20 protein-coding genes and 1 pseudogene are annotated in these 26,328 nt (G+C 63.3%); 9 read left to right on the top strand and 12 right to left on the bottom strand.

The features are described from left to right. The first annotated feature begins 31 nt into the window (after positions 1–31). The 4 genes from ACFOJ9_RS12240 (at position 32) to ACFOJ9_RS12225 (ending at position 5,910) form a co-directional block, all read left to right on the top strand. Positions 32–931, top strand: coding sequence for a LysR substrate-binding domain-containing protein (locus tag ACFOJ9_RS12240; protein WP_378979112.1), 900 nt, complete (start codon positions 32–34; stop codon positions 929–931). Positions 932–1,018: 87 nt separating this feature from the next. After that, positions 1,019–2,716 (top strand): thiamine pyrophosphate-dependent enzyme, encoded by a 1,698-nt coding sequence (locus tag ACFOJ9_RS12235; RefSeq protein WP_378979111.1) that lies wholly within the window; start codon positions 1,019–1,021, stop codon positions 2,714–2,716. A gap of 17 nt (positions 2,717–2,733) precedes the next feature. Beyond that, the gene (locus tag ACFOJ9_RS12230) at positions 2,734–4,089 is read left to right on the top strand and encodes an MmgE/PrpD family protein (protein WP_378979110.1); all 1,356 of its coding nucleotides are present in this window, start codon (positions 2,734–2,736) and stop codon (positions 4,087–4,089) included. 165 nt (positions 4,090–4,254) lie between these two features. Beyond that, entirely contained in the window at positions 4,255–5,910 is a 1,656-nt protein-coding gene (locus ACFOJ9_RS12225) for an ABC transporter substrate-binding protein (RefSeq protein WP_378979109.1), read from the top strand. A gap of 96 nt (positions 5,911–6,006) precedes the next feature. On the opposite strand, the gene ACFOJ9_RS12220 is transcribed toward ACFOJ9_RS12225, so the two are convergent. From ACFOJ9_RS12220 to ACFOJ9_RS12200, 5 genes are all read right to left on the bottom strand, one after another. Beyond that, positions 6,007–6,870, bottom strand: a complete 864-nt coding sequence (locus tag ACFOJ9_RS12220; RefSeq protein ID WP_378979108.1) for a patatin-like phospholipase family protein — start codon at positions 6,868–6,870, stop codon at positions 6,007–6,009. Then, positions 6,867–8,237, bottom strand: coding sequence for a M16 family metallopeptidase (locus tag ACFOJ9_RS12215; RefSeq protein ID WP_378979107.1), 1,371 nt, complete (start codon positions 8,235–8,237; stop codon positions 6,867–6,869). The genes ACFOJ9_RS12220 and ACFOJ9_RS12215 overlap by 4 nt, the downstream gene beginning before the upstream one ends. A gap of 149 nt (positions 8,238–8,386) precedes the next feature. After that, a complete protein-coding gene (locus ACFOJ9_RS12210; RefSeq protein ID WP_378979106.1) occupies positions 8,387–9,757 on the bottom strand; it encodes a M16 family metallopeptidase in 1,371 nt (456 codons plus the stop codon). Positions 9,758–9,892: 135 nt separating this feature from the next. Continuing rightward, on the bottom strand, positions 9,893–10,447 hold the full coding sequence (gene rsmD / locus ACFOJ9_RS12205) for a 16S rRNA (guanine(966)-N(2))-methyltransferase RsmD (RefSeq protein ID WP_109663119.1): 555 nt from the start codon (positions 10,445–10,447) through the stop codon (positions 9,893–9,895). A gap of 13 nt (positions 10,448–10,460) precedes the next feature. After that, positions 10,461–12,557, bottom strand: coding sequence for a pseudouridine synthase (locus ACFOJ9_RS12200; protein ID WP_378979105.1), 2,097 nt, complete (start codon positions 12,555–12,557; stop codon positions 10,461–10,463). Between the two features lie 182 nt (positions 12,558–12,739). Between ACFOJ9_RS12200 and ACFOJ9_RS12195 the strand changes: the two genes are divergently transcribed. Beyond that, complete coding sequence (locus ACFOJ9_RS12195) at positions 12,740–13,189, top strand: nucleoside deaminase (protein WP_136620977.1); 450 nt, start codon at positions 12,740–12,742, stop codon at positions 13,187–13,189. Positions 13,190–13,230: 41 nt separating this feature from the next. Here the strand turns inward: ACFOJ9_RS12195 and ACFOJ9_RS12190 are convergent, their stop codons facing one another. From ACFOJ9_RS12190 to ACFOJ9_RS12180, 3 genes are all read right to left on the bottom strand, one after another. Further along, positions 13,231–13,911 carry a hypothetical protein gene (locus ACFOJ9_RS12190; RefSeq protein ID WP_378979104.1) on the bottom strand — a complete coding sequence of 227 codons (681 nt, stop codon included), beginning with the start codon at positions 13,909–13,911 and terminating at the stop codon, positions 13,231–13,233. A gap of 211 nt (positions 13,912–14,122) precedes the next feature. Next, positions 14,123–17,086 carry an isoleucine--tRNA ligase gene (gene ileS, locus ACFOJ9_RS12185; protein ID WP_378979103.1) on the bottom strand — a complete coding sequence of 988 codons (2,964 nt, stop codon included), beginning with the start codon at positions 17,084–17,086 and terminating at the stop codon, positions 14,123–14,125. Positions 17,087–17,377: 291 nt separating this feature from the next. Then, positions 17,378–18,184 carry a MipA/OmpV family protein gene (locus ACFOJ9_RS12180; RefSeq protein WP_378979102.1) on the bottom strand — a complete coding sequence of 269 codons (807 nt, stop codon included), beginning with the start codon at positions 18,182–18,184 and terminating at the stop codon, positions 17,378–17,380. A gap of 195 nt (positions 18,185–18,379) precedes the next feature. On the opposite strand from ACFOJ9_RS12180, the pseudogene ACFOJ9_RS12175 reads away from it, so the two are divergent. Beyond that, positions 18,380–18,933 (top strand): annotated as a pseudogene (locus tag ACFOJ9_RS12175) (HdeD family acid-resistance protein). A gap of 57 nt (positions 18,934–18,990) precedes the next feature. Here the strand turns inward: ACFOJ9_RS12175 and ACFOJ9_RS12170 are convergent. Further along, positions 18,991–19,317 (bottom strand): hypothetical protein, encoded by a 327-nt coding sequence (locus tag ACFOJ9_RS12170; protein WP_378979101.1) that lies wholly within the window; start codon positions 19,315–19,317, stop codon positions 18,991–18,993. Beyond that, positions 19,314–20,420: an IS5 family transposase gene (locus ACFOJ9_RS12165; RefSeq protein ID WP_378979100.1), complete on the bottom strand. Its 1,107-nt coding sequence runs from the start codon at positions 20,418–20,420 to the stop codon at positions 19,314–19,316. The genes ACFOJ9_RS12170 and ACFOJ9_RS12165 overlap by 4 nt, the downstream gene beginning before the upstream one ends. A gap of 129 nt (positions 20,421–20,549) precedes the next feature. On the opposite strand from ACFOJ9_RS12165, the gene ACFOJ9_RS12160 reads away from it, so the two are divergent. Beyond that, a protein-coding gene (locus ACFOJ9_RS12160; RefSeq protein WP_378979099.1) for an IS5 family transposase occupies positions 20,550–21,301 on the top strand; the annotation gives its coding sequence in 2 pieces (ribosomal slippage) (positions 20,550–20,880 and positions 20,880–21,301; 753 coding nt in all). Positions 21,302–21,314: 13 nt separating this feature from the next. Here ACFOJ9_RS12160 and ACFOJ9_RS12155 read toward each other — a convergent pair. Next, a complete protein-coding gene (locus ACFOJ9_RS12155; RefSeq protein ID WP_378979098.1) occupies positions 21,315–22,295 on the bottom strand; it encodes a bifunctional riboflavin kinase/FAD synthetase in 981 nt (326 codons plus the stop codon). 6 nt (positions 22,296–22,301) lie between these two features. Further along, a complete protein-coding gene (locus tag ACFOJ9_RS12150; protein WP_378979097.1) occupies positions 22,302–23,162 on the bottom strand; it encodes a TIGR01459 family HAD-type hydrolase in 861 nt (286 codons plus the stop codon). A gap of 306 nt (positions 23,163–23,468) precedes the next feature. On the opposite strand from ACFOJ9_RS12150, the gene ACFOJ9_RS12145 reads away from it, so the two are divergent. Further along, positions 23,469–25,454: a TadE/TadG family type IV pilus assembly protein gene (locus tag ACFOJ9_RS12145; protein WP_378979096.1), complete on the top strand. Its 1,986-nt coding sequence runs from the start codon at positions 23,469–23,471 to the stop codon at positions 25,452–25,454. A gap of 234 nt (positions 25,455–25,688) precedes the next feature. Beyond that, positions 25,689–26,321, top strand: coding sequence for a LysE family translocator (locus ACFOJ9_RS12140; RefSeq protein WP_352633279.1), 633 nt, complete (start codon positions 25,689–25,691; stop codon positions 26,319–26,321). The last annotated feature ends 7 nt before the right edge of the window (positions 26,322–26,328 follow it).

Here is a 26,328-nt window from a genome sequence, read left to right as displayed (position 1 = left end):
TGGGTTCCAGCGCGCGGAGGAGTTAGCGAAGATGGCAAGGCGGTTACCTCCCTTTGCCGCGTTGCGAGCCTTCGAGGCGGCGGCCCGGGCCGGCAGCCTGGCCGACGCCGCCGAAGAATTGCTGATTTCGAGTTCCGCCGTCAGTCACCAGATCAAGTCACTGGAGACCTTTGTCAGCGCCAGGCTTTTCCTGCGCGAGCAGACCGGCCTGAAGCTCACCGAGATCGGCGAGAAATATCTCGAAGGGCTGGGCGACGCGCTGGACCGCATCGAGGCGAGCACGCTGTCGGTGATGCAGGACACCAAGAATGGCGGGCTGACCATCCATCTGTTCCAGTCGCTGGCGCAGATGTGGCTGATCCCGCAGCTGGACGATTTCCTGTCGTCCAACCCCGAGATCATCGTCAAGCTGATCACCAAGCCGGACGAGATCGAATTCTCCGGCTCCAGCATCGACATCGACATTCGCTATGCCATGACGGCGCCGGCGGAACACATGTGCGAGAAGCTGATCGACGAGGTTGTCGCGCCGGTCGTCTCGCCCGACTATCTGCGCCACAACGGGCCTATCGAGACGCCGGAGGATTTGCTCGGGCGGCGGCTGATCGGCTGCGAATACGTGCCGCATGAATGGGATTTCTGGTTCGAGAGAATGGGCATTGCGGGCTCGAACCAGGTACCGAAACTGATGTTCGATTCCCGCTCCCACGCCTTGCTTGCCGCAAGCGAAGGCATGGGCGTGGCGATGAACCGCCGCCCCTATGGCGATCTCCTGCTGAAGCGCGGCTCGCTGATCGCCCCCTTTGCCGAGGACGTGCCAACCGGCGGCGCCTATTACTTCATCGCACCGAAGCGCTCGGCCGGTCTCGCCCGAGTCAAGCATTTCAAGGCCTGGCTGCTGTCGCTCAGCACCAGCCTTCGCAGCGACTGACGGGCTTTCGCCACCGGTCCGAAATCAATTCATCCGCAGCGAAATTTTATTCGATTGAGACGCTTTGGACGCGCCCCTAGGGTCGCCATGAAAAGCGGGGCGATCTTGCGAAACGGCGGTCAGATACTCATCAGCGCTCTGTTGCAAAACAGCTGCAAGGCCGTCTTCGGCGTGCCGGGCGAAAGCTATCTGACGGCACTTGATGCGCTGTGGCAGCGCGCCAATCTGATCCGCTACATCACCTGTCGCCACGAGGGCGGTGCCTGCTTCATGGCGACTGCCTACGCCGACGCCACCGGCGAGCCGGGCGTCTGTTTCGTCACCCGTGGTCCGGGCGCGATGAACGCCGCGATCGGCCTGCATGCGGCCTATCAGGGCTCGACGCCGCTCATCCTTCTGGTCGGACAGATTTCGACCGCGCACCGCGACCGCGAAGCCTTCCAGGAACTCGACTATCGCCGCGTCTTTGGTCCGATGTGCAAATGGGTGGCGGAAATCGATCATCCGTCGCGCATCCCCGAATACGTCAACCGGGCCTGGCGAACCGCGATTTCCGGCCGCCCCGGCCCCGTCGTTCTGGTCCTGCCGGAAGACATGCTCAAGGCCGAATGCGACACGCCGGACCTGAAACCGGCGATGGCGACGCCAGTCGCGCCGCTGGCCGCTGACATGGCCGCGGTCGAAACCATGCTGGCACGCGCCACGCGGCCGCTGCTGTTGCTTGGCGGCGCCAACTGGACGAGGGCCGGCCACGACGCCATCATCCAGGCCGCGGAAAACCTCGGTCTTCCCGTCGCTGTCGGCTTCCGCCGCCAGGGCCTGTTTCCCCACGATCATCCAAACTACATCGGCAATCTTGGTTTCGGTGGCGCGCCGATGCCCAACGACTATTGCCGCGAAGCCGACCTCATCCTTGCCGTCGGCTCCCGGCTGGGCGACGGCACGACGCTGAAATTCTCGCTGATCCCATCGCCTGTTCCGCACTGCCCGCTGGTGCACGTGCATCCCGGCGCCGAGGAGCTTGGCCGGCTCTACCAAGCTGACCTTCTGGTGCAGGCCGACCCGAATGCTTTTGCAGTTGCCCTGGCGGCCATCGCGGCACCCGGCGGCAATCCGGGGCGCGCCGCGATCCGTGCCTCGGCAAGGCAGCGCTACCTGGCCATGCTCGACCTTGCCGTACAGCCCGGTCCCGTCGACATGGGCGCGGTCATGCGGTTCCTGAGCCAGCGGCTGCCGGCCGATGCCTTCGTGACCACAGGTGCCGGCAATGCCTCCGACTGGCCAAACATCCACTTCCGCTATCGCCGGTTTCGTGGCGCGCTGGCGCCGGTGTGCGGCGCCATGGGCTTTGGCGTGCCGGCAGCGGTTGCCGCCAAGGTCGCCGATCCCGACGCGCCGGCCATCTATATCGGGGGTGACGGCGACTTCCTGATGAATGGCCAGGAGTTCGCCACCGCGATCCAGTACGGTCTCGACCCGATCTTCATCGTCGTCGACAACCGTTCCTACGGCACCATCCGCATGCACCAGGAACGCGCCTTTCCGGGCCGCAATTCCGGCACCGGACTTACCAATCCGGAGTTCGCAACCGTGGCGATCGGCTATGGCGGCCATGGTGAAACGGTGGAAGCGACCGACGATTTCGCGCCGGCGTTCGAACGCGCGCTGGCCAGCGGCAAGGCGGCGGTCATCCACGTCAAGGTCGGCGCCGATCACCTTGGCCCGAACATGACGGTGTCCGCCTTGAACAGCCGGCGCACCGTCAGGCAGCGCCTGTCGAATTGAATGTGGGAGGTTTTAACGTGACCAGCTTTTCCGAGTTTGCCGGCAGCCTGACATACGACGCCATTCCCGAAGAGATGCGCGCCGTGCTGAGGCGCAGTTTTGCCGACACGCTTGGCGTGGCGGCGGTGGGCTCGACGACGGAGATCTCGTCGATCACCAAGACAATCGCTGATCGGCTGTGGCGTTCGTCGCCCGAAATCGCGGCCCGGATGATCTTCGACGGGCGTCCGGTCAGCCCGGCAGGCGCGGCCTTTGCCGGCGCCTTCACCATCGATTCCATCGATGGGCACGACACCACCAGCCCCTGCAAGGGCCATGCAGGTTCGGCGGTTTTTCCGGCCCTGCTCGCCGTTGCGGATTCGCTCAGGGCCTCGGGCGCCGCACTCTCCGGCGAAGAGCTGATGGTTGCGCTGGCCGTCGCCTATGAGGTTTCCTACCGCGCTGGGCTGACCCTGCACGGCACCGTGCCCGATTATCACACCTCAGGGGCGTGGACCGCGGTCGGTGTGGCGGCCGGAGTGTCCCGCCTGCTTCGGCTCAGCCAGGAGCAGACGCGCCATGCCGCGGGCATTGCCGAATACCACGGTCCGCGCAGCCAGATGATGCGCTGCATCGATTTCCCGACCATGCTGCGCGACGGCGTCGGCTGGGGCGCGCCATCCGGGGTCATGGCAGCCTATATGGCCGAACTCGGCTTCACCGGGGCACCGGCGATCACAGCCGAAGGCGAAGCCGCCGCACCCTGGTGGAGCGATCTCGGACAAGCCTGGCGCGTCGTCGAGGATACGTCGTACAAACCGTATCCGGTATGCCGCTGGGCCCACCCATCGATCGATGCCGCACGCGACCTGATGCGTGACAACAAGCTTTCCAGCGGGGATGTCGCGCGGGTGCGCATCCAGACCTTCCACTATGCGGTGCGGCTTGCCGGCCACAATCCGAAGACGCTGGACGAGATGACCTATTCGATCGCGTTCCCGGTCGCAACGATGATCGTGCGCGGCAAAATCGGACCGCAGGAGTTGCTGCCGCAAGTTCTGCAGGACGAAGAGATCCGTCGTATTTCCAACGCCACCGAATTGGTCGAGACCGAGCACTACACTCGCATCAGCATCGGCAAGCGCTGGGCCGACGTGACGCTTTATCTGAAGGACGGACGCGAAATCATGTCGGAGCCGCGCACGCCGAAAGGCGATCGCGACAACCCGATGAGCGACGACGAGTTTCACCAGAAATATGCGACTTTTACCGATGGGCTGATCGGCAAGGACCGGGCCGACGAAATGGAAGCGATGGCGCTGTCCTTCGATGCCCTGGACAGCAAAGGACTTGGCCGGCTGATCGATCTGACCGTCGCGCCGCTCGATCGCTGAAGCCTGCCAAGGCACGGACAATCGCTATCGCAACGCCCGGCGGAATTATTCTCAGCCGGCGCTGAATCCTTTTCGATCCCATCGTGCCGGCCAATGTCTACGATGAACCAACAAGGCCGCTGCAATCAACAGCGCATCAGGGACTGAAACCAATGGGAGAACGCAATGACAATGCTCAAGAACAATGGCGGCCGCATTCCTGATTTCGTCGCGGCGATGGCCGAGAGCGCCAAGGCAGGCGCGGTCGACCGGCGCGAGTTCCTGGCGATCGCCAGCGCATTCGGCGCAACGACCGCAGCCGCCTACGCAATGCTCGGCCTCGCCGCGCCGACGGTCGCGCGGGCCGAGGAGCCGCGAAAGGGCGGCGTGCTGAAAGTCGCGACCAGCGTCAAGGAACAGAAGGATCCGCGGACCTATGACTGGTCGGAAATGGCCAACGTCACCCGGCAGACGCTGGAACCGCTGGTCAAATACACCAACGAATTCACCTTCAAGCCGATCCTGCTCGAAAGCTGGGAAATCAACGACGACGCCACCGAATACACGCTCAAGGTTCGCCAGGGCGTCAAATGGAACAATGGCGACGATTTCAACGCCGACGACGTGGTCTTCAACCTGACGCGCTGGTGCGACAAGTCGGCCGAGGGCAATTCGATGGCGGCACGCATGGGCGCTCTCATCGATGCCAAGACCGGCAAGCTGCTTGCCGGCGCCATCATCAAGGTCGACGACTACACGATCAAGCTGAAGCTGCCGGACTCCGACATTTCGATCATCGCCGGCTTCTCCGATTATCCGGCGCTGGTCGTGCACCGCGACTACGAGAAGATGGGCAGCAACTTCGTGAAGAATCCGATCGGCACCGGACCGTTCGAACTGGTGTCCTACGATGTCGGCTCGAAAGTCGTGCTGAAGCGCCGCGTCAACGGCAAATGGTGGGGCGGCGAGGCGCATCTCGACGGCATCGAGTTCATCGACTACGGCACCGAGGCCAACGCGATGATCAGCGCCTTCGAATCCGGCGAGGTCAACACCAACTACGAGACGACGGCGGACTATGTGTCCATCCTCGACAAGATGGGCCTGGTCAAGCACGAGGTGGTGACGGCCAACACCATCGTGGCGCGCACCAACGTCAACAACAAGCCGTACGACGACCAGAAGGTGCGCCAGGCGATCCAGCTTGCCGTCGACAATGCGACCGTGCTGAAGCTTGGCTATGGCGACGCCGGCACGCTCGGCGAAAACCATCACGTCTGCGCCATCCATCCCGAATATGCCGAACTGCCGAAAGTGTCGCGCGACATCGCCAAGGCCAAGGCATTGATGACCGAGGCAGGCCAGATGGAGTTCGAGCACGAACTGATCGGGCTCGACCAGGACTGGCACAAGAACACCGCCGATTCGATCGCAGCCCAGCTCCGCGAGGCCGGCTTCAAGGTCAAGCGCACGGTCCTGCCGGGGTCGACCTTCTGGAACGACTGGACGAAATACCCGTTCTCGATGACCAACTGGAACATGCGCCCGCTCGGCGTGCAGGTTATCGCACTCGCCTATCGCACCGGCGAGTCGTGGAATGAGTCCGCCTATTCCAACAAGGAGCTGGACGAGAAGATCGCCAAGGCGCTGACCGTCGCCGACGTCGACAAGCGGCGCGAACTGATGGCCGACATCGAGAAGATCCTGCAGAGCTCGGGTATCATCATCCAGCCCTACTGGCGCAAGATCTACAATCACTCGACGAAGTCGGTGAAAAATTACGGCATCCACCCGACCTTCGAACAGAATTTCGAGAATGTCTGGTTGGACGAAAGCGCCTGAACGAAGATCATGCGATGGTCGGGAGGCGACACGGGATCGTCTTCCGACCTGATTTTCCAAGTCATCTCAAGTGATTTGCAGGTATCGAACGACAGCTCAGCTGGCGATCTGCTTGCCGCTTTTGCGCTTGCCGCCCCGTGCCTCCAGCACCTTCTCCACCTGCCGTTTCAGCTCGTCCTTGATGTCGACCGTCTCGTTCATCAGGGCGTCGATCTTCAGGAAATCGAGGACGCGGTATTTCGACACGGCAGGGCGGACCAGGATGTCGGGGCGGCATTGTTTCAGCTTGTTGGCGATGATCGACTGCATCATCAGTTGGGTGGCGCCGAACATCAGGTCGACGGAGGTCGGCTGCTTGCGGTCGGCCTCTTCGGGCGCGCCGACCACGTCGACGCCGATGATGATGTCGGCGTCGTTCTCGATCAGGTCGAACGGCACAGGGTTGTAGATACCGCCGTCGATCAGCAGCCTTCCGTCGCGCATCACAGGGCGGAACACGGCTGGAATGGCCGCTGACGCTGCCAGCGCCGAATGCAGGTCACCGTCGTCGAACACGGCCAGCTTGTGGCCGAAATAGTCCGTCGCCGTCACCTTCAGCGGGATCTTCAACTCAGCAAAGGTTTCGGGAATGGCCTCGGGCAGAAAGGCTTTCAGGATGCGCTCGACATTGAACTGGCTGACGCGGATGCCGCCCTGCATGGCTTCGGCGATCGTGCCCGGCCGTGCCCGCCACATGCGGCTCGCCACTTCGGCGCGGCGGCCGAGGATCGAGCGGGCATAGTCGTGGATGTCCTTGCCGGTCATGCCGGCGGCCATGCCGGCGCCCATGATGGCGCCGATCGACGAGCCGGCTATGGCCACCGGCCTGATGCCCAGCTCGTCCAGCGCCTCGATGACATGGATATGCGCCAGCCCGCGCGCACCGCCGCCGCCAAAGGCGATGCCGAAGGTCGGGCTCATCCCTTGCCGGCTCCGGCCAGTTTCGGCCCGATGACCATGATCGTCGGCTCAGTCGACAGCAGCTTTTTGGCCGCCGCCTTGACCTGATCGAGCGTCACCGCGTTGATGTAGCCGGCGCGGCGCTGCATGTAGTCGATGCCGAGATCGTCGAGCTGCAGTTCGACCAGCGTCGCGGCAATCGCGCTCGACGAATCCAGATTGTTGATGGCGTAGGCGCCGATCATGTATTTCTTGGTCGCCGCCAGCTCGGCCTCGGTCGGGCCTTCCTCAGCCAGCTGCTTGACGACGTCGCGGATGATGGCCAGCGTCTCGGCCGCGCGGTCCGAGCGGGTGCCGGTGCTGACGATCAGCGCGTTGGCGTGGTCCTGGTTGATCAGCGAGGAGTTGACGCTGTAGGCCAGCCCGCGCTTTTCGCGCACTTCCTGGAACAGGCGCGAGGTGAAGGTGCCGCCGCCGAGGATCTCGTTCATCAGCACGGCCGGAAAGAAATCCGCCGCCTTGCGCTTCACGCCGGGATAGGCGAGCTGCAGCGAGGTCTGCGGCAGGTCGTAGTCGACCTCGACATGCTGGGCCAGCTTCGGATCGATATCGGCCACGGGGGCGAGCGCCTGGCTTTGCGGCAGGTCGCCGAACACCATGTCGAGCTTCTTCTTCAGCGTCTCGGGGTCGATGGCGCCGACCACGGCGACATGCAGGCCGCCGCGCGCGAACACTGCTCTGTGCAAGGCTTTCAGGTCGTCCGGCGTGATGGTGGCGATACTTTCCTTGGTGCCCTGGTCGGAGCGGGAATAAGGATGGTCGCCATAAAGTGCCCGCGCCCATTTGTTCTGCGCGACCGTGTCGGGATCGTTCTCGCCGGCGATGATGCCGGACAGGATCTGGGCGCGGATGCGGTCGATCGGCAGCTGGTCGAAGCGCGGCTCGTTGACCGCGAGCCGCAACAGCTCGAACGCTTCGTCGCGCTGCTCGGCCAGCATGCGCATCGAACCATAGATGCCGTCGCGGCTCTCGTCGAAGCTCATCTCGGCGCCGGCATCATCAAGCTTGATCTGGAAGTCTTCACTGTCGAGCGGGCCGGCGCCTTCGTCGAACAGGCCGGTCATCAGGTTGGCCAGGCCTTCCTTGCCGACTGGATCCTGCGTCGAGCCGCCGCCGAAGACGAAGCGGATAGCGACGATCGGCACGGAATAGTCCTCCACCAGCCAGGCAGTGATGCCTTTTGGCGAGGTGACGGACTGGATGTCCATGGCGCGCGCGGTGAGTGCCGGCAGGATCAGGAAGACGATGGAGAGGAAAACGGTTGCGAATGCACGCCATGCGGCAATCGTCGGCAGCGACCAATCGCGGAAGCCGGCGCTCCCCCTCACCCAGCCTCCGCTTCGCTCGGCTGACCTCTCCCCGTCGGGGAGAGGAGCTTGCCAGCGCTGGCGCCAGCCTCTTCTCCCCAGCGGGGAGAAGGTGGCCGCGAAGCGGCCGGATGAGGGGGCGGCCTCGCTCATGGGGATCGAATTCATCATCAATTCCCCGCCTGTTGCTGCGGCAAGAGATAGCCGGTCGTCGACCGGGCGAGCACCAGGTAGCGCGCGGCGACGGCCTTGACCTCGTCGGCGGTAACCTTGCGGATGCGGTCCGTCCATTGCTGGACGTCCTGCACATTGCCGCCGGTGGCCAGCGTCGAGCCGTAGATGTTGGCCATGGAATCCTGCTTGTCGCGGGCAAAGATCATCGACCTCACATAGCGGTCCTTGGCCTTTTCCAGCTCCGATGGCGTCACTCCATCCCTCACGATGCGTGCCACCTCGGCATCGACGGCCGCTTCGACGTCGGAAATCTTGGCATCGCCGCGCGGCGCGCCGTAGACGGTGAAATTGGTGTCGTCGAGCATGGTGCCCTGAAAATAGGCGCCCGCATTGGAAGCAATGCCTTGGTGGACGACGAGCGCCTGGTAGAGCCGGCTGCGGTTGCCGCCGCCTAGGATTTCCGCCAAAAGGTCGAGCGCTTCGGCCTCGCCCGGCTTGCCCGTATGATAGGACGGCACCACCCATTGCGTGGAAAAGCTCGGCACGCTGACGCGGGCATCGGAGAGCGTCACCGTGCGTTTGGTGTTCTGCTCCGGCTCGACCGGGCGGATGCGCGGCGGCAGATCGGGGCCGCGCGCCACCTTGCCATAGGTCTTTTCGGCGAGTGCCCGCACCGTGTCCGGCTCGACATCGCCGGCGACGATCAGCACGGCGTTGTTGGGCCGGTAGTATTTGTCATAGAAGGCGGTGGCGTCGGTGCGGTTCAGCTGCTGCATCTCCTGCATCCAGCCGATAACCGGAATGCGATAGGGCTGGTTCTGCCACAGCGTGGCGTCCACCTCCTCGTCCAGAACCGCCTCTGGATTGTTGTCGATGCGCGAGCGGCGCTCCTCGAGGATGACATCGCGCTCGGTCTTGATAACCTCGTCGGTGAGGATGAGGTTGCGCATGCGGTCGGCCTCGAAGCTCATCATCAGCTCGAGCGCCGATGGCGCCACCGTCTCGTGGAAAGCGGTGTAATCGTAAGATGTGAATGCGTTGTTGGAGCCGCCGATATCGGAGATGGCGCGGTCGAACTCGCCGGCAGCATGATGGCTCGTCGCCTTGAACATCAGATGCTCGAAGAAATGGGCGATACCGGATTTGCCGGGCGGCTCGTCGGCGCTGCCGATCTTGTACCATACCATATGGGTGACGATCGGCGCCCGGTGGTCGGGAATGACGACGACCTCCATGCCGTTGTCGAGCAGGAAATTCGTGACCTTGAACGCGTCCGGCGCGCTCTCGGCCAGCGCCGGGCTGGTGACAGTGAAAGCCAGCGACGTCGCCAGCAGCGTTGCGCGCAGCCATTCAGCCTTGGATGTCATCAATGGCTCCGGTTTTCTTGGCATGACGATAGGCAGGGTGTTGGCGACAAGCAAAGTGAATTGTTGGTCATGTTGCCGGCAAAGGCGGCGGCAAAGAGGCCGGCCGTGAATGCCTGGCTATGGATGGAGCGCGTATCAGGCCGCCTCGATGAAGCGGATGACGGTCTCGCCGTAGTTGCGTTCGTCCAGCACGGCAAAGCCGGGGCCCGGCTCGAACGGCGCCACCGCGGCCTCCTCGACCACGCACAGCGCGCCGGGGCGGAGCCAGCCGCCGGCCTTCGCCGACTGCAGGGCGCGCTCGCCAAGGCCCTTGCCATAGGGCGGGTCGGCGAAGACAAGGCCGAACGGCGACAGCGTGCCGGCCTCACCTAGGCCGGTAGCGTCGCGGCGAAAGATCTTGGTGCGGCCGGTCAGGCCGAAGGCCTCGACATTGTCGCGGATCAGGCCACGGCCTTCGGCCGATTCCTCGATGAAGACGCCGTAGGAGGCACCGCGCGACAGCGCTTCGAGCCCGAGAGCGCCGGTGCCGGCGAACAGGTCGAGCACGCGCGCGCCGTCTAATTGCTCCGCGAAGCGATGCGCCAGCACGTTGAAGACCGCCTCGCGGGTGCGATCGGTCGTCGGACGGATGGCGCTCGAGCGAGGCGTCGCCAAGGGACGCCCGCGAAACTCACCGCCGACGATCCTCATCTTGGTCCGGGCCTCATCTCGTTCTGGGGCCCTTGGGACCGCCGCGCGGCCGCTCGCCGCCGCCCGGGCGCTCGCCACGCGGCTTGTCGAAGGGTTTTGCACCGGCGGGTTTGCCATAAGACGGCTTGAACGACGCCTTGCGCGCCTTGGCGTCAGCCGCCTTGGCGGCGTCGGCCTCAGCCCTGCCCTTGCCGATCGGCCGCGCCCCCGGCGCCATCCAGACATTGGCCTTGCGCTGGCCGGGCGGTTCGATCGGCCGCTGCTCGCGCTCGGATTTCTTGCCGCCGGGCTTGCCGCCAAAACCGCCACGAGGCTTGTCGCCGAAGCCGCCGCGGGGTTTGTCGCCAAAATTGCCGCGTGGCTTGTCGCCAAAGCTGCGTTCGGGCCGCGGACCGCGCTCGCCAAAGCTCTTCTCTGACCCTGCGCTTCTGTCGGGGCTTGTCGACAGCTTGCCCAGCGCCTCGTCGCGGCTGCCTTCGCGGCGCTTGCGGTTCTTGATCAAGCCGCCCTCGCCGATCGGACGGCGCTCGCCGTCGCGGGTGAATTTCGGCCTTTCCGGCTCCGGCTCGCGGATTTCGGCGCGCCGCACCGGCTTGTTGGAAAACGGCTTGGTGACATCGGCGTCGAAATTGGCGCCGGATTCCTCGACCAGGCGCTCGCCAAGCTGGTCGCGCAGCACCCTGCCCTTGATTTCCAGCACTTGGCCCTCGGCAAGGTCATCGAGCTGGAACGGGCCGTAGGAAATGCGGATCAGCCGCGTCACGTCGAGGCCGAGCGAACCCAGGATGTTCCTGACTTCGCGGTTCTTGCCCTCGCGCAGGCCGATCGTCAGCCAGGCATTGGTGCCTTGCTCACGGTCGAGCGTCGCTTCGATGGCGCCATAAAAGACGCCGTCGACGGCAATGCCTTCACGCAGGCCGGCAAGCGCGCTCTCCTCGACCTTGCCGTGGACGCGCACGCGGTAGCGACGCAGCCAGCCGGTGGCCGGCAGTTCAAGCACGCGCGACAGGCCGCCATCATTGGTGAGCAGCAGCAGGCCTTCGGTGTTGATGTCGAGCCGGCCGATGGTCATCAGCCGCGGCAATTCAGCCGGCAGCACGTCGAAGACGGTCTTGCGGCCCTCGGGGTCGCGGTTGGTGGTGACGACGCCGGCCGGCTTGTGGAACAGGAACAGCCGGGTGCGCTCGATCGGCGGGATTTCCATGCCGTCGAGATGGATGATGTCATCAGGCATGACGTTGAAGGCCGGCGAGGTCAGGGCGCGGCCATTGACCTTGACGCGGCCGGCGGCGATCAGCTCCTCGGCATCGCGGCGCGAGGCGAGGCCGGCGCGGGCCAGCCGCTTGGCGATACGCTCGCCTGCCTCTTCCGCAGCTTCGGCCGGACGCGGGCGTGGCTTGAAGCTGCCGCCTGACGCGCCTTGCGGCCGATCGCCAAAGTCGCGCTTGGGACGGTCGAAGCGCTTTTCGCCGCCCGCTGCCGGCGTAGCCGGCCGGTCGCCACGGGGCGCATAAGGTTTGCGCGGCCCTTCACGCTTTTCATAGGGCTTGCGCTCACCTTCAGCGGCCACCGGGCGGTCGCCACGGGGAGCATAGGGTTTGCGCGGCCCTTCGCGCTTTTCATAAGGCTTGCGTTCGCCTTCGGCCGCCATCGGACGGTCGCCACGCGGCGCATAGGGTTTGCGCGGTCCTTCGCGCTTCTCATAGGGCTTGCGCTCGCCATCGGCGGCCATCGGGCGGTCGCCGCGCGGTGCGTAGGGCTTGCGCGGTCCTTCGCGCTTCTCATAGGGCTTGCGCTCGCCCTCGGTCGCCATCGGCCTGTCGCCGCGCGGTGCGTAGGGCTTGCGTGGGCCCTCACGCTTCTCAAAGGGCTTGCCTTCGGGACGCGGGCCTTTGCTGAATGGCTTGTCACCGCCCTTGAAGTCGCGCTTCGGCCGCTCGCCGTCAGCAGCCATCGGCCGATCGCCACGCGGTGCGTAAGGTTTCTTGGCGCCAAACGACGGCTTGCCGCCTTTGCCGGCGGCGCCATCACGGCTGCGCGGTCCCGCTGCCTTCGGGCCGCTTCTAGCCGGCCCCTTCTTGGGCCGGAATTTCTTGTCGTTGTCGTCCATGTGGCCTTTATCCGTTTGCGCTGCTACAGCGTGGCGCATCCTTTCGGGCGCGCAACGAACGCTGTAGCACTTTTGATGTGGCGCATGATCATTTCCGAAAACCGAGTCCCGATTTTCGAGGTCATGCGCTCAATAACAGGATCACCGTCAGGTGGCGAGGAGATAATCGGAATGGAAATCGCGTGAAGCGGCCCGATTTCATGGCGCTGGCGCTGAAGGAGGCTGAAGCTGCCGCCTTGCGAGGCGAAGTGCCGGTCGGCGCCGTCATCGCCAACGGCGATGGCGTTGTCGCCAGCGCCGGCAACCGCACACGCGAACTTGCCGACCCGACGGCGCATGCCGAGATGCTGGTCATCCGCGAAGCCTGCCGCAAGCTGTCGGCCGAGCGGCTCACCGGCCACGATCTCTATGTGACGTTGGAGCCTTGCGCCATGTGCGCCGGCGCCATTTCCTTCGCCCGGCTGCGCCGGCTCTATTTCGGCGCTGCCGACGACAAGGGCGGTGCGGTGGTCAATGGCGTGCGCTTCTTCGCCTCGCCGACCTGCCACCATACGCCCGACATCTATCCGGGCATGGGCGAGACCGAAGCGGCCCTGCTGCTCAAAGAATTTTTCCGGGAGCGGCGCGGCTGAACCGGGCGCCCTTCGGCAAGAAACAACAAAGAGGCGGTTTTTTACAGGGACGGCATCCAGTCGAACCAGCCGCTGCCCTTCTTGCCTTCCGCCTCTTTCTTGAGACGGCGTTCCTTCTTGTACTCGTCCTCGCCAAGCTGATCTTGCGGCGCCGTGCCGGCTGCGACACGATACTGCACCGGCGGTTCGCTCAGATATTTGCGGGTGTTCGGGTCGCCCTGCTTGCTATCGGCCAGGCGGCGCTGGATTTCCGCGGCGCGGCCCTTGTCGGAATCGGCGGGCGTCCACGCCGGCGGGTGGCTCGAGCCTGAATCCGCCATTGCCTTCTTCACCGAGGCCGGATCGGTCTGCACGTCGTCGACGATCTCCGACTGGTAGGCCGGATCGTTCTGATGGGCGGTGGCGTCGGCGCGCAGGCGCGCGCGGCGCTGCTCGGGCGATTCGGGCCATTCGGCGCTCGCCGTCTCGATGCTGTCCTGCGGCGCCGGCAGCGCTTCCTTCTGGCCTGGCGCGGGCTTCACCAGTGTCGGGCGCGGCTTGTAGTCGATCTGTTCCTTGCGCTTCGGCGCGAATGAAAAGGCGCCCGAAATATCGCCGGCCAGCTGTTCGCCGGCGGTCTTGTCGGTGCCATAGGTCGGAGACCCCATGCAGCCGGACAAAGCGAGGCCCGATGCGACAAGCGGCGCCAGCAGCGCCAGGCGCGCGTTATATCTCTCGGTCATGCCAAAAAGTCCCACTATAGACAGCCTCTCGATTGCCACCGGCCTTATGACCAGTCCCCATCGTCCAAGCACTTGCGACGGAAATCCGGCGACAATTTGTCTTCCGGAGTTTCGCGTGTTTACCTCAACCACTCGTTAAGGGCAACGCGCGGGCGGTTTTCGCCCGCCCGGCGTGGCATTTGTGCACCGATGGAAGCTTTCCGCCAGCGGATTAAAGCCGGCCAAGCGCCTTCAATTCGTGCAGCACCGCCGCATCGCGCGCCGAAACATCCGGGAATTCCGGATCCTGGCCGACATCGGCGGTGTAGCGCCAGGACCGTGCGCATTTCACCAGGCCCCGATCCTCGGCCTTTTCGACCACCACGGCGACACCCTTGACGTCGTCAAGCGTGAAGGCACCCGCAGGCGCTTCGCCATGAGCGATCACCAGATCGCTGGTGATCGCCATCTCGGCCATGTCGACATCGGCTATCGCCGCTTCGAGCGCTGCATCGTTAATGGTGACAACCGGCACCGCTTCCAGCGACGAGCCAATCACCTTCTGGACTCGCGCAATCTCCAGCGCGCCGGTGACGACACGCCGCACCTGCCGCACCTGGCGCCACTTTTCCGCCAGCGCCTCGTTCCTCCAGTCCGCCGGGATTTGCGGGAACTGGTCGAGATGCACCGAGACGGCGTCGGGATGACGATCGAGCCAGGCCTCTTCCATGGTGAAGGGCAGCATCGGCGCCAGCCATTTCACCAGGCAATTGAAGAGATGGCGTACCACCTGCACCGAAGCCTTGCGTTTCACGCTCGACGGCGCGTCGCAGTAGAGCCCGTCCTTGCGGATGTCGAAATAGAAGGCCGACAGTTCGACCACCATGAAATCGAGCAGCATGCGGGTGATGCGCTTGAATTCGAAGGCGTCGTAGCCCGAGCGCACGATTTCATCGAGCTCTGCGAGCCGGTGCAGCATCAGCCGCTCCAGCTCCGGCATCTTTTCCAGCGGCACCTCTTCGCCATCGTCATGGGCGAGCGTGCCCAGCATCCAACGGATGGTGTTGCGCAGCTTGCGGTAGGCGTCGATGTTGGTCTGCAGCACGTTCTTGCCGAGCCGCTGATCCTCCCAATAGTCGGTCGTCACCACCCAAAGCCGCAGGATGTCGGCGCCCGACTGCTTGATGACGTCCTGCGGCACAACGGTGTTGCCGAGCGACTTCGACATCTTGCGGCCATCCTCATCCATGGTGAAGCCATGGGTGACGACGGTATCGTAAGGCGCCCTGCCCCTGGTGCCGCAGCTTTCCAGCAGCGAGGAGTGGAACCAGCCGCGATGCTGGTCGGAGCCTTCGAGATAGACGTCAGCCGGCCATTTCAGGTCAGGACGATCCTCCAGCGTGAAGGCGTGCGTCGAGCCCGAATCGAACCAGACGTCAAGGATGTCCATCACCTGCTTCCATTTGGACGCATCGTGATTGCCAAGGAAACGCTCCTTGGCCCCAGTGGCGAACCAGGCGTCGGCACCCTCCTGTTCGAAGGCATCCATGATGCGCTGGTTGACAGCCTCGTCCTTCAGCACATTGCCGTCGGCATCGGCGAAGACGGCAATCGGCACGCCCCAGGCGCGCTGGCGCGACAGCACCCAGTCCGGGCGCTCCTCGATCATGGCGCGGATGCGGTTCTGGCCCGCCGCGGGCACGAAACGGGTGTCGTCGATCGCCTTCAATGCGCGGCTGCGCAGCGTCGAGCTGTCGCCGAGGTCCTTGTCCATATAGACGAACCATTGCGGCGTGTTGCGGAAGATGATCGGTTTTTTGGATCGCCATGAATGGGGATAGCTGTGCTTCAGCCGGCCCCGCGCAAACAGCGCGTCGCGCTTGATCAGTTCGTCGATGACGGCCTGGTTGGCGTTGCCCTTCTTGCCGTTGTCATCGATGACACGCGCGGCTCCACCCTCGCGGTCCGGACCGAAACCCGGGGCATCCTTGGTGAAGAAGCCGCCATCGTCGACGGTGAACGGGATGGCGCTGTCGATGCCGCGTGCGCGCAGGTCCACCGCCGCATCCATCCAGGCGTCGAAGTCCTCGCGGCCATGGCCGGGAGCTGTGTGAACGAAGCCGGTGCCGGCATCGTCGGTGACATGGTCGCCGGCGAGCATCGGAACGGCAAATTCATAGCCACCGCCAAAGCTCTTGAACGGATGCGAAAGCGTAAGGCTTCCAAGCTCTTGCGCCGAAACGCTGCGGAGACGATTCAAGGTGACCTTGGCCTTGGCCGAGGCGTCTTCGGCCAGTGCGTCGGCAAAGATCAGCTTTTCGCCTGGCTGCGGGCCGAACGCGTTGTCGGCCGCCGTGACCTCGTAGAGGCCGTAATTGATGCGCGGCGAATAGTTGACGGCGCGGTTGCCGGGGATGGTCCATGGCGTCGTCGTCCAGATGACGACGTGGGCCTGCAGCAGATCGAGCGCTCCCTCGGTCAGTTTGGTCTCGCCATCGTCGATGGGGTGGACCAGGCTGGCGACCGGAAACTTCGCCCAGATCGTGTCGCTTTCATAATCCTGGTACTCGACCTCGGCCTCGGCCAGTGCCGTGCGCTCGACCACGCTCCACATCACCGGCTTGGAGCCGCGATAGAGCTGGCCCGACATGGCGAATTTCAACAGCTCGCCGGCAATGCGCGCCTCGGCATGGAAAGCCATCGTCGTATAGGGATTCTTGAAGTCGCCGATGACGCCGAGCCGCTGGAACTCAGCCCCCTGCACCGTGATCCAATGTGCGGCGAACTCACGGCATTCCTTGCGGAATTCGTTGACCGGCACCTCGTCCTTGTTCTTGCCCTTGGCGCGGTACTGCTCCTCGATCTTCCATTCGATCGGCAGGCCATGGCAGTCCCAGCCGGGCACATAGTTCGAGTCATAGCCGCGCATCTGGAACGAGCGGGTGATGACGTCCTTGAGGATCTTGTTCAGCGCATGACCGATATGGATGTTGCCATTGGCGTAGGGCGGGCCGTCATGCAGCACGTATTTCGTGCGGCCGGCAGCGCTCTCGCGCAGCTTGCGGTAGAGGTCCATGTCCTGCCAGCGCTTGACCAGCAGCGGCTCCTTTTCGGGCAAGCCGGCGCGCATCGGAAAATCCGTCTGCGGCAGATAAAGCGTCTTGGAATAATCGATCGTTTCAGCGGTATCGGTCATTGGTCTGCCATGTGCATTGCCCGTTGGCAAAAGAGCCAGGGCGTTGAACTTTACTTTTTGCGCATGTCGTTTTCCCAAAACCGGGGCCACTTTTGGGCGACATGCCTGATGATCTGGAAAAAGCGCGAGAGGCCGCGCGCAAAATTCCCGGCGGCTCCGGCGACCCTCAGGCCGCCCGGAACACCGGGCCGGTAATTCGTATCGTCAGCGCGTGAAGGCGCGAAAAGCTCGTCATTGGTGGGCTTTTAGCGGAGATGGGCGCAGGAATAAAGCGTCTCTCGTTCGATTCACTTACATCGTGAAATCGAAGCGATAGGTAGTCGACACGCCGATCATGAACTGATTGCGGTCGCCGCGTTCCTTGACCAGGCTGGAATCGGCCGCCGGTCCCATCAGGCGGGAATATTCGCCAAACAGGCTGGCGGTCATCGGCTCGGTCACCTTCCAGGTTATGGCGCCGCCAAGGCCGGTCGATTTCAGCCCGCCACCGGGATGATATTCGCTCAAGCCCGAAGCCACGGCTTCCTGCGCGTTGACGCCGTAGTAAGCGTCGAAATAGTTGGCCGAGGCGAAGGAGACACGTGGTCCGCCCGAAATCCGCACGGTTGGCGTCACGTCGTAGAACGCGTCGGCTGCAATGTCGGCGACAAAGCCATTGTGAGCGCGAATGCCGTGGCGCAGCTCGGCGCGGGTGCGCAGCCAATCCGTCGGGTAGAATTCGAAGAAGCCGCCGACTTCCCCGCCCCAGCGCACCGGATCGAGGCCCTTCAGCTCATCGGCGTTGCCATCGTCACGGGAAAACAGGAATTTGCCGGTCAGGCCGGCGCGAATACCGCCGTCGTCGACCAGCGCCAGTGAGATGTTGTCGTTGCGCGAGGTGAAACGGGCCGCCGGTCCCGCCTTGCCCAGCGAGATGATCGGCGAAGCGCTGAGCAGGTACTTCTTGCCGCCCTCGAAATTCGGCGCCACCATGCCAGTGGCGCCAACGGTCAGATACCAGTCGCCGGACAACCAGCTGCCCTCGCCCGCATTGGCAGCGCCCGCCCCACCCAGCATCGCGGCGGCCAACACCAGAGAGATTCTTCCGACCGGACTCATGGCCACTCCACTAACACAACGCACACGGTTACCGACGACAGCTTTGACGGTCGTTTGGTAAAATTTGATTTAAACCCGAGACATCCGCTCGCGGTTTGCTGCGATGCCGCTGCCGGTCATCGACTGGACGTTGGCCGGCGCCGGGACTAACTTCCATCCGGCAGTATCCCGCAGCCCTTGATGGAGACCGCGACAATGACCCTGCACGGCGACGCCTTGAAGATCGCGATCGAACAGACACGGACAAAATGGGGGTGGTTTGTCGCGCTCGGCGTGCTGCTGCTCATCTTCGGCGGCATTGCTTTCGCCAATCTGTTCATCGCCACGGTGGCTTCCGTCTATGTCGTGGGATGGCTGATGCTGATGGCCGGCATCATCGAGATCGTGCATGCGTTCGGCGTCAAGACCTGGAGCCGCTTCTTCTACTGGTTGCTCAGCGGACTGCTCTACGCCGTTGCCGGCTTTTTCGCCTTCTACAATCCGCTGCTCGCTTCAGCGGTGCTGACGTTCCTGCTGGCGATCGCCCTGGTCGCGTCAGGGTGCTCCGGGCCTGGGTCGGCTACAGCCACCGGCCGCAACGCGGCTGGGGCTGGGTCGTCGCAGCCGGTGTCATCAGCGCCCTTGCCGGCCTGATCATCGCGATGGGCTGGCCGGTCAACAGCCTGTGGGTGCTCGGACTGTTCCTGGCGATCGACCTGATCTTCCAGGGTTGGACCTTCATCGCCGTCGGCCTGGCGCTGAAGAAGTGATTCTTGCCTGGGCATGATCTGATCCGAAAACCGGTTCCCACTTTTCGGGATCATGCTTTAACAGGCTGTTGAAGAAGTCCATCTGCGAGCGATGAAGTCTGCTTCATCGCCGTTGTGAAAGCAGATTTGGCCTACGATGGAGCCGTCCGGTTGGATTTCAGCCCAACCGTCTCCCTGAGCCTCGTCCATTTCGTCATTGCCTTGCCAGGAGAAGGCGACATGGTTGCCGTCGCCTCCGCCGAATATCTCTCCGGTGACGCAGCCGAAGGCGAATTCGCCGGAACCGTTGGCTTCAAAGAGAATGTGAGCGGGCTCGGCCATGTCGGGATAGTCCTCGACATAGTCGGGCATCTCAACGATCCGCCAGCGTCCCACGAGGCTCATGCTGGCGCCGCCAGCAGCTTGGGCAGGCGGATCAGGTTGTAGGCCGCCAGGCCCAAGGTGAAAGCCGCGCCCACACGGGCGCATCCTCGCAGCTTGACCTTGGCCATGCCGGCGGATGACTTGATCCAGCCGAACACCTCTTCGATCCGCTTGCGGCAGCGCTGGCTGGCTTCATAGCCCAGATGGCGCTTCGTGCGGCCATCGATTGCCGTTACGCGGGGCTTGCCCGTCTTGCTGAGATGGCCATCGACGGCAATATGCGGCGTAACCTTGCGCTCGCGCAGGTCCTTGATGAACTGACGCACGTCGTAGGCTTTGTCGGCGCCCAGCGTGATGCGCCGTCGCGATTGCCTGCGGTCCAACATGGCGAGCGTGGCCTCCCGCTCGGCCGTGCCCGTAGCCTGGGTGATGCCGCCGTCGACCGCCAGCCCATGGCGGTTCTCCATCAGCGCATGTCCCATATAGCAGAGCTTCGCCGGCCGGCCGTCGCCCTTCTTGTAGAGCCGCGCCTGCGGATCGCTCGTGCTCTGGTGCGTGTCGTTAGAGCGCTTCTCCTTATGAAAGCCGCGCTCGGCGTTGCGGCCAGCACCGTCCGGATCATTGTCGCCGCCATCCTTGCGCCGGAAGCTCTTGATCGAAGCCCAGGCGTCGATCAGCGTCCCATCCACCGAGAAGTGGTCCGAGGACAAAAGCCGCTTCACCTTCGGCTGTGCAAGAACCGCGCGCAGGAACTTCGCCGCGATCTCGCCTTCGAGCAGACGCTCCCTGTTCTTGGTGAAGCTCGAATGGTCCCAGGCCGGATCATCAATGCCAAGACCTACAAACCAGCGGAACAGAAGATCGAACTCCATCCGCTCCATCAACTGGCGCTCAGAGCGGATGCCGTAGAAGGCCTGTAACAGCATCGCACGCAGTAATCGCTCCGGCGCTATCGACGGGCGGCCGAGCCCAGGCGGATAAATCACCGCGAAATCGCCGTCCATCTCCGCTAGCGCCGCGTTGACGATTTCCCGGATCGTGCGAAGCGGATGATCACCCCGAACGCGCTCCTCAAGATCGACATACGAAAACAGCGACCCTGTCCGCTCGTCCAATCCGCGCATCCACGAATCCCCAATCGATCAAGGATCAGTGAATCACGCTCCCAACAACTGCGCTAGCACTTCTTCAACAGCTAAGGCTTGTTGAGATTCAGGATTCCCCCTGAGCTTGGATTGTGATTCAAGCTTTGGATGGAACGATTTGTGCTGACGGACGCCCAATGGGCGAAGATGGAACCGCATTGCCTGGGCAAACCAACCGATCCCGGACGAAGTGGGGGTGACAATCGCCGCTTCATCGAAGCCTTGCTTTGGATCGTGCGGACAGGAAGTCCGTGGCGCGACCTTCCAGCCTTCTTCGGGAGCTGGAACACCGTTTTCAAACGCTACCGCGATTGGGTCAAAGCCGATGTTTTCATTCGGCTTTTCGAGGCTTGTTCGGACCAGCCGGACATGGAGTACGCCATGGTTGATGCTACCATCGTCAAGGTCCACCGCCATGGACAGGGCGCAAAAGGGGGACTCAAAGCCAGGCCATAGGCCGCTCCAAGGGCGGCATGACCACCAAAATTCTGGCGCTCACTGATGCGCTTGGCAATCTTGTGCGCTTTGTTCTTTTGCCCGGCCAGCGGTTCGATACGGTGGGCGTCGCACCGCTCATCGATGGCGTCTGTTTTGGTGGCTTGATTGCCGACAAAGCGTTCGACAGCAACAGCATCATTGCCGACCTGAATGAGCGCGGCGCCAGGATCGTTATCTCACAGCACTCACGTCGTACTTTTCCCCTGCCACTCGACAAGGAACTCTACAAATGGCGCCACCTGATCGAGAACTTCTTCTGCAAACTCAAGGAATTCAAGCGTATCGCCATGCGAGCCGATAAAACCGATCAGAGCTTCGCTGCCTTCATCAATCTCGCAGCCGCCGTCATAAACTCACGCTGAATCTCAACAAGCCTTAAAACGCCATGGCCGCATCGAGATCGGAGAGCGGCTTGACGCCGGCAAGCAGCGCGCGCGCCTCGGCTTCATCGCGCTTCATCTGCGCGACCAGCGCATCGAGCCCTTCGAATTTCACCTCCGGGCGCAGGAAACCGAAGAAGGAAACCTGGCAGACCTCGCCATAGAGGTCGCCGGAGAAATCGAAGACGAAGGTTTCCAGCAGCGGCGCACCATTGTCGTCGACCGTCGGGCGACGGCCGAAGCTGGCGACACCGTCGTGAAGCGTGCCGTCGGCGCGACGAAAGCGGACGGCATAGATGCCCTCTTTCAGGGCAGCTTCCGCGGAAAGCCTCATATTCGCGGTTGGAAAGCCAAGCGTGCGGCCGAGCTGCTGTCCGCCGACCACCTCGCTTTCGACGGTGAAGCGATAGCCGAGCAGTCCGGCGGCCTCGGCCACCTCGCCCTCGCTCAGCAACCCGCGGATGCGGCTGGACGACACCACCTCGGCGCCCTCGTCACGGAAGGCGTCGACAAGCGTGACGCCGAAGCCGTGACGCTCGCCGGCCGCCATCAGGTAGGCCGGACCGCCTTGACGATCCTTGCCGAAATGGAAATCGAACCCGGTCACGGCGTGGGTAATGCCAAGGTTCCTCTCCAGCACATCGGTCACGAATGCTTCCGCCGACAGCGAGGCGAAGTCGCGCGTGAACGGCTGCTCGACGAGCGCGGCAAAGCCCAGCCGCGACAGGAGCCGCGCCTTCATCGGCGGCGGCGTCAGCACGAACAACGGGATATCAGGCCTGAAGATCTTGCGCGGATGCGGTTCGAATGTCAGCACCAGGGCCGGCACACCACGCCGCCCGGCTTCAGCCAATGCCCGCTCGAGCACCGCCTGATGACCGCGATGGACGCCATCGAAATTGCCGATCGCCACCACGCCGCCGCGCAGGTCGGCGGGCAGCGGCGCGGTTGCCGGAATGTGCTGGAAGCCTGCCATCGTCACCTACCGCAGTCTGGGAATGACGGCCACCGGACGATACCCATGTTTTTCCAGGAAGGTCGCCAACCTTGCCGGATCCGGTTGCAGTGCATCGCCATAGTCGCGGGCATGGATACCGCCGGAGACATAGAGAACATCGAAGCCATTGTCGGCGGCGCCCTTCACATCGGTCATCATGCCGTCGCCGATGGCCAGCACCTGACCGCGATCGACCGGCCGGCCAAGAATCTCGGCAACCTCCTTCATCGCGATGTTATAGATCGGCACGTAAGGTTTTCCGGCGATCAACGTGCGGCCACCGAGTTGGGCATAATCGCGTGCCAGCGCGCCTGCACACCAGATGATGCGTTCGCCACGCTCGACCACGATGTCGGGGTTTGCACAGATGAAGGGCAGGTTCCTGGCGCGCAACCGCCGCAGAAGCTCGGTGTAATCCTCTGGCTTCTCGACCTCGTCATCGAACAGGCCGGTGCAGACGACGCCGGATGCCTCGAACTCCTCGACAAGCTCGACGTCGAGACCGTCATAAAGGGTGAGGTCACGGTCGGCGCCAATATGAAAAATCTTGCGTGGGCCCTCGGCGATCAGGTCGCGGGTCACATCGCCTGACGTGACCACCCGGTCGTACGCTGACGATGGAACACCGATCGCGTTCATCTGCGCCACGACATCGGCACTGCGGCGTGGCGAATTGGTGATCAGGACGACGGGGATTTTCGCCTCTCGAGCCCTTGCCAGCGCCGAGGCCGCAACCGGAAAATGCCTCTCGCCATTATGCACCACACCCCAGACATCGCACAGGATTGCCGAATAGGCCTTCGACAGGTCTTCGAGCGAGCCGATGATTTCAGGCGAATCCGCCATGCCATTTCCTTCAGTCATGATCGTTGCGACCGCCGCGACCGACGGTTCCCCGCAGCCGCTTCGGATTAGCCGAACCGCCCCGACCTGTCACCAGCTTTCGCCTGACGCCTGCGCAGCGTCAGTTGATCGGCACCTCCCGATGCGAGATGCCCACCGGCCGGCGAGGATGATGAACGAGGGGGGCAATTGGTTAGCGGTTGGTGAAGCGCTCACCCGGCAGTCGAACGATTTCCCAAACGCGGCCTTCAGCGTTTTGTGGAAAGCTGGCGTCGATCGAGAATCCGCCGGCGGGGGCCGCTGCAAGACATGCATGAACTTTGGCGTCAGTTCTGCCGCGACAAACGCGGCAACTATGCTCTTATGACGGTCGTTGCGATGGTTCCGCTGATGGGCGCTCTGGCAATGGCGGTCGATTACACCGAGATGAGCCGCGAAAAACAGGCGGTGTCGAATGCGCTCGATGCCGCCAACTTCGCCACGGCGCGACGGCTGACGGAAGGCGCGACCGACGACCAGTTGAGAGCCTATGCGCTCGACTTCTTCAACGCCAACCTCAACAAGATCGATCCCGCCAACACGACGCTTAGCGTCACCTTGCCAAGCAACACCACCGGCGGAGGCTTGCTCAAGATGAGCGCCCGGCTTGACTACAAGCCCTATTTCTATCCTGTCTTCGGCCAGCTCGTCGGCAAATCCGAAACCGACGCAAACCAGAAAATCAGCTTCAACGTCACTTCGGAAGTGCGGCTGAAGAACACTCTGGAAGTCGCCCTGGTGCTCGACAATTCCGGATCGATGACCAAGACCGGAACAGGCTCGGGGCAAACGCGCATCGACCTTCTCAAGACCGCTGCCAAACAGCTGGTCGACACGCTGGCCAAGCAGGCGGTAATGATCAAGCAGGTCGACAGGCCGGTGCAGTTCGGCCTCGTGCCGTTTGCCGCCTCGGTCAATGTCGGACCCGGCAACGGCAATGCGTCCTGGATGGACACCGAAGGCCTGTCGCCGGTATCGAACGAGAATTTCGACTGGTCGACGCTGAACACGGCCGACAAATACGCCCAGCAGACCAACGGCATCTGGTACAAGCGCGGTTCGGGATGGGGTGCCGACGAGGGCCAGATGCTGACCCGGTTTTCGCTCTACCGCGATATGAAGGTCGTCACCAACCATGAGCGTGTCAAAGGCAGCAAGCGTGTTGTTTGCGACGAATACAACTCGAACAGCACCTGCAGCGACAGCCACGATGAATATGACTATATCGACACCTATGGCCCATTCGCCAGTTGGCAGGGCTGCGTCGAGGCCCGGCCCTATCCCTACAATGTCAACGACGCCGCGCCGTCCGGCGGCTCGGCCAACACCGGCATCGGGGTTGGCGATCCGGCAACGATGTTCGTGCCGATGTTCGCCCCGGACGAGCCCGGCAATCATTGGAGGCTCACCCAGGATCCCGACGAGGCCGAGCCGACGACCTATGGCGCGGTGAACAGCTGGTGGAATGACGACCTGACGAGCAGCACCGGCCAATCCCGGCTGCGCAACATGGCCAAATACTTCCAGCCGCGGCCGATCAATGCGCCGGCGCTGCCGGCCGGCAATGGGCCGAACTACAGCTGCTCCACCAACCCGATCACGCCGCTGACCGACGTCAGCGTCACCGATGGGCTCACCGCGATCAAGGCGGCGATCGACCTGATGCAGCCGGATGGCGGCACCAATGTTCCAGAGGGTATGGCCTGGGGCTGGCGGGTGGTTTCGAGCGGCGAGCCGTTCACCCAAGGGCGCCCGGAAACCGAGAGGGGCAACGACAAGGTCGTGATCGTGCTGACCGACGGCGCCAACACCTACTATACGCCGTCCTCGCTGGGTTATTCCGATCCTGCCGACTCGAAGTCGACCTATGCGTCCTTTGGCTATCTCCAGCCCGGCTACAACGGCACCTCGGTCGGTCGCCTGTTTTTGGGCACGTCGAGCGCCATCGGCCAATTCGACTATTCGAACGGCAATTATACCAACGCACTCAACGAGCAGATGGCGACGCTTTGCAACAACGCCAAGGCAGCCAACATCATGGTGATGACGGTGGCGCTCGACCTGTCCACGACCAAGACGGCCGACAAACTGGCGATCGACGCGCTGAAAGCCTGCTCGTCGAACTCGCGCTTCCGCAAGGATCCGACGGACGCGAGCAAGCCGGCGAAGCTGTTCTGGAACGCCACCGGTGCCACCTTGTCGAACGACTTCAAGGAAATCGGCAACGAATTGTCGAACCTGCGCGTCGTCGGTTGATCCGAAGGCACTAAAGCGCGTCGCGTTTGGACGGATTCAGGCGACGCGCTTTAGGTTTTTGTTTTATGCATGTCGTTCTCCCAAAACCGGGGCCACTTTTGGGCGACATGCATTGGCAGCCCTCTGGCGCAACGGCTGGCGCCGCCATGCTCTTGCACGCGCCTGCCGGCACAGGCACATATTGGCCGCCTGCTGGATCGTGCATCCATTCGCGGTGCGCTGGGGAACGAACAGATGCCCGAAACCGCCAATCATCTCGCCTTCGCGCTGGTCTGCCTCGGCATGGTGCTGACGCCTGGCCCCAACATGATCTATCTGATCTCGCGTTCCCTGTCGCAAGGGCCGAAGGCCGGGTTGATCTCACTTGGCGGCGTGGCACTCGGCTTCCTCTTCTATGTGCTGGCTGCGGCCTTCGGCATCACCGCGCTGCTGCTCGCCGTGCCCTACGCCTATGACGCGCTGCGCTTTGCCGGCGTGCTCTATCTCCTGTGGCTGGCCTGGCAGGCGGTGAAGCCGGGCGGGCGTTCGCCATTCCAGGTGCGCGAACTGCCGAGGGATCGGCCGCGCAAGCTCTTCGCGATGGGCCTGATGACCAATCTGCTCAATCCGAAGGTGGCAGTGCTCTATCTGTCGCTGCTGCCGCAGTTCATCAGCCTGGGCAAGGGCCATGTCCTGTCGCAGCTTCTGGTGCTGGGCGCCACGCAGATCACGATCAGCCTCAGCGTCAATGCCATCATCGCGGTGACGGCCGGTTCGATCGCCACCTTCCTTGCCGGACGGCCACTATGGCTGGTCATCCAGCGCTGGATGATGGGGACCGTACTGGCGGCACTGGCGCTGAAGATGGCGACCGACGCGCAACGCTGAGAGCGCT

Source organism: Mesorhizobium cantuariense (assembly GCF_042647205.1).
GTDB classification, from domain to species: Bacteria; Pseudomonadota; Alphaproteobacteria; order Rhizobiales; family Rhizobiaceae; genus Mesorhizobium; species Mesorhizobium cantuariense.
The sequence above is the reverse complement of the archived record's forward strand: the minus strand, read 5'-3'. Positions and strand labels throughout refer to the sequence as shown.

Bases quoted from the DNA above. Each gene is read 5' to 3' on its own strand.
- ACFOJ9_RS12240 (WP_378979112.1), top strand. From the start codon at position 32: ATGGCAAGGCGGTTACCTCCCTTTGCCGCGTTGCGAGCCTTCGAGGCG.
- ACFOJ9_RS12235 (WP_378979111.1), top strand. From the start codon at position 1,019: ATGAAAAGCGGGGCGATCTTGCGAAACGGCGGTCAGATACTCATCAGC.
- ACFOJ9_RS12225 (WP_378979109.1), top strand. From the start codon at position 4,255: ATGACAATGCTCAAGAACAATGGCGGCCGCATTCCTGATTTCGTCGCG.
- ACFOJ9_RS12220 (WP_378979108.1), bottom strand. From the start codon at position 6,870: ATGAGCCCGACCTTCGGCATCGCCTTTGGCGGCGGCGGTGCGCGCGGG.
- ACFOJ9_RS12210 (WP_378979106.1), bottom strand. From the start codon at position 9,757: ATGACATCCAAGGCTGAATGGCTGCGCGCAACGCTGCTGGCGACGTCG.
- rsmD (WP_109663119.1), bottom strand. From the start codon at position 10,447: ATGAGGATCGTCGGCGGTGAGTTTCGCGGGCGTCCCTTGGCGACGCCT.
- ACFOJ9_RS12200 (WP_378979105.1), bottom strand. From the start codon at position 12,557: ATGGACGACAACGACAAGAAATTCCGGCCCAAGAAGGGGCCGGCTAGA.
- ACFOJ9_RS12190 (WP_378979104.1), bottom strand. From the start codon at position 13,911: ATGACCGAGAGATATAACGCGCGCCTGGCGCTGCTGGCGCCGCTTGTC.
- ileS (WP_378979103.1), bottom strand. From the start codon at position 17,086: ATGACCGATACCGCTGAAACGATCGATTATTCCAAGACGCTTTATCTG.
- ACFOJ9_RS12180 (WP_378979102.1), bottom strand. From the start codon at position 18,184: ATGAGTCCGGTCGGAAGAATCTCTCTGGTGTTGGCCGCCGCGATGCTG.
- ACFOJ9_RS12170 (WP_378979101.1), bottom strand. From the start codon at position 19,317: ATGAGCCTCGTGGGACGCTGGCGGATCGTTGAGATGCCCGACTATGTC.
- ACFOJ9_RS12165 (WP_378979100.1), bottom strand. From the start codon at position 20,420: ATGCGCGGATTGGACGAGCGGACAGGGTCGCTGTTTTCGTATGTCGAT.
- ACFOJ9_RS12155 (WP_378979098.1), bottom strand. From the start codon at position 22,295: ATGGCAGGCTTCCAGCACATTCCGGCAACCGCGCCGCTGCCCGCCGAC.
- ACFOJ9_RS12150 (WP_378979097.1), bottom strand. From the start codon at position 23,162: ATGGCGGATTCGCCTGAAATCATCGGCTCGCTCGAAGACCTGTCGAAG.
- ACFOJ9_RS12145 (WP_378979096.1), top strand. From the start codon at position 23,469: ATGCATGAACTTTGGCGTCAGTTCTGCCGCGACAAACGCGGCAACTAT.
- ACFOJ9_RS12140 (WP_352633279.1), top strand. From the start codon at position 25,689: ATGCCCGAAACCGCCAATCATCTCGCCTTCGCGCTGGTCTGCCTCGGC.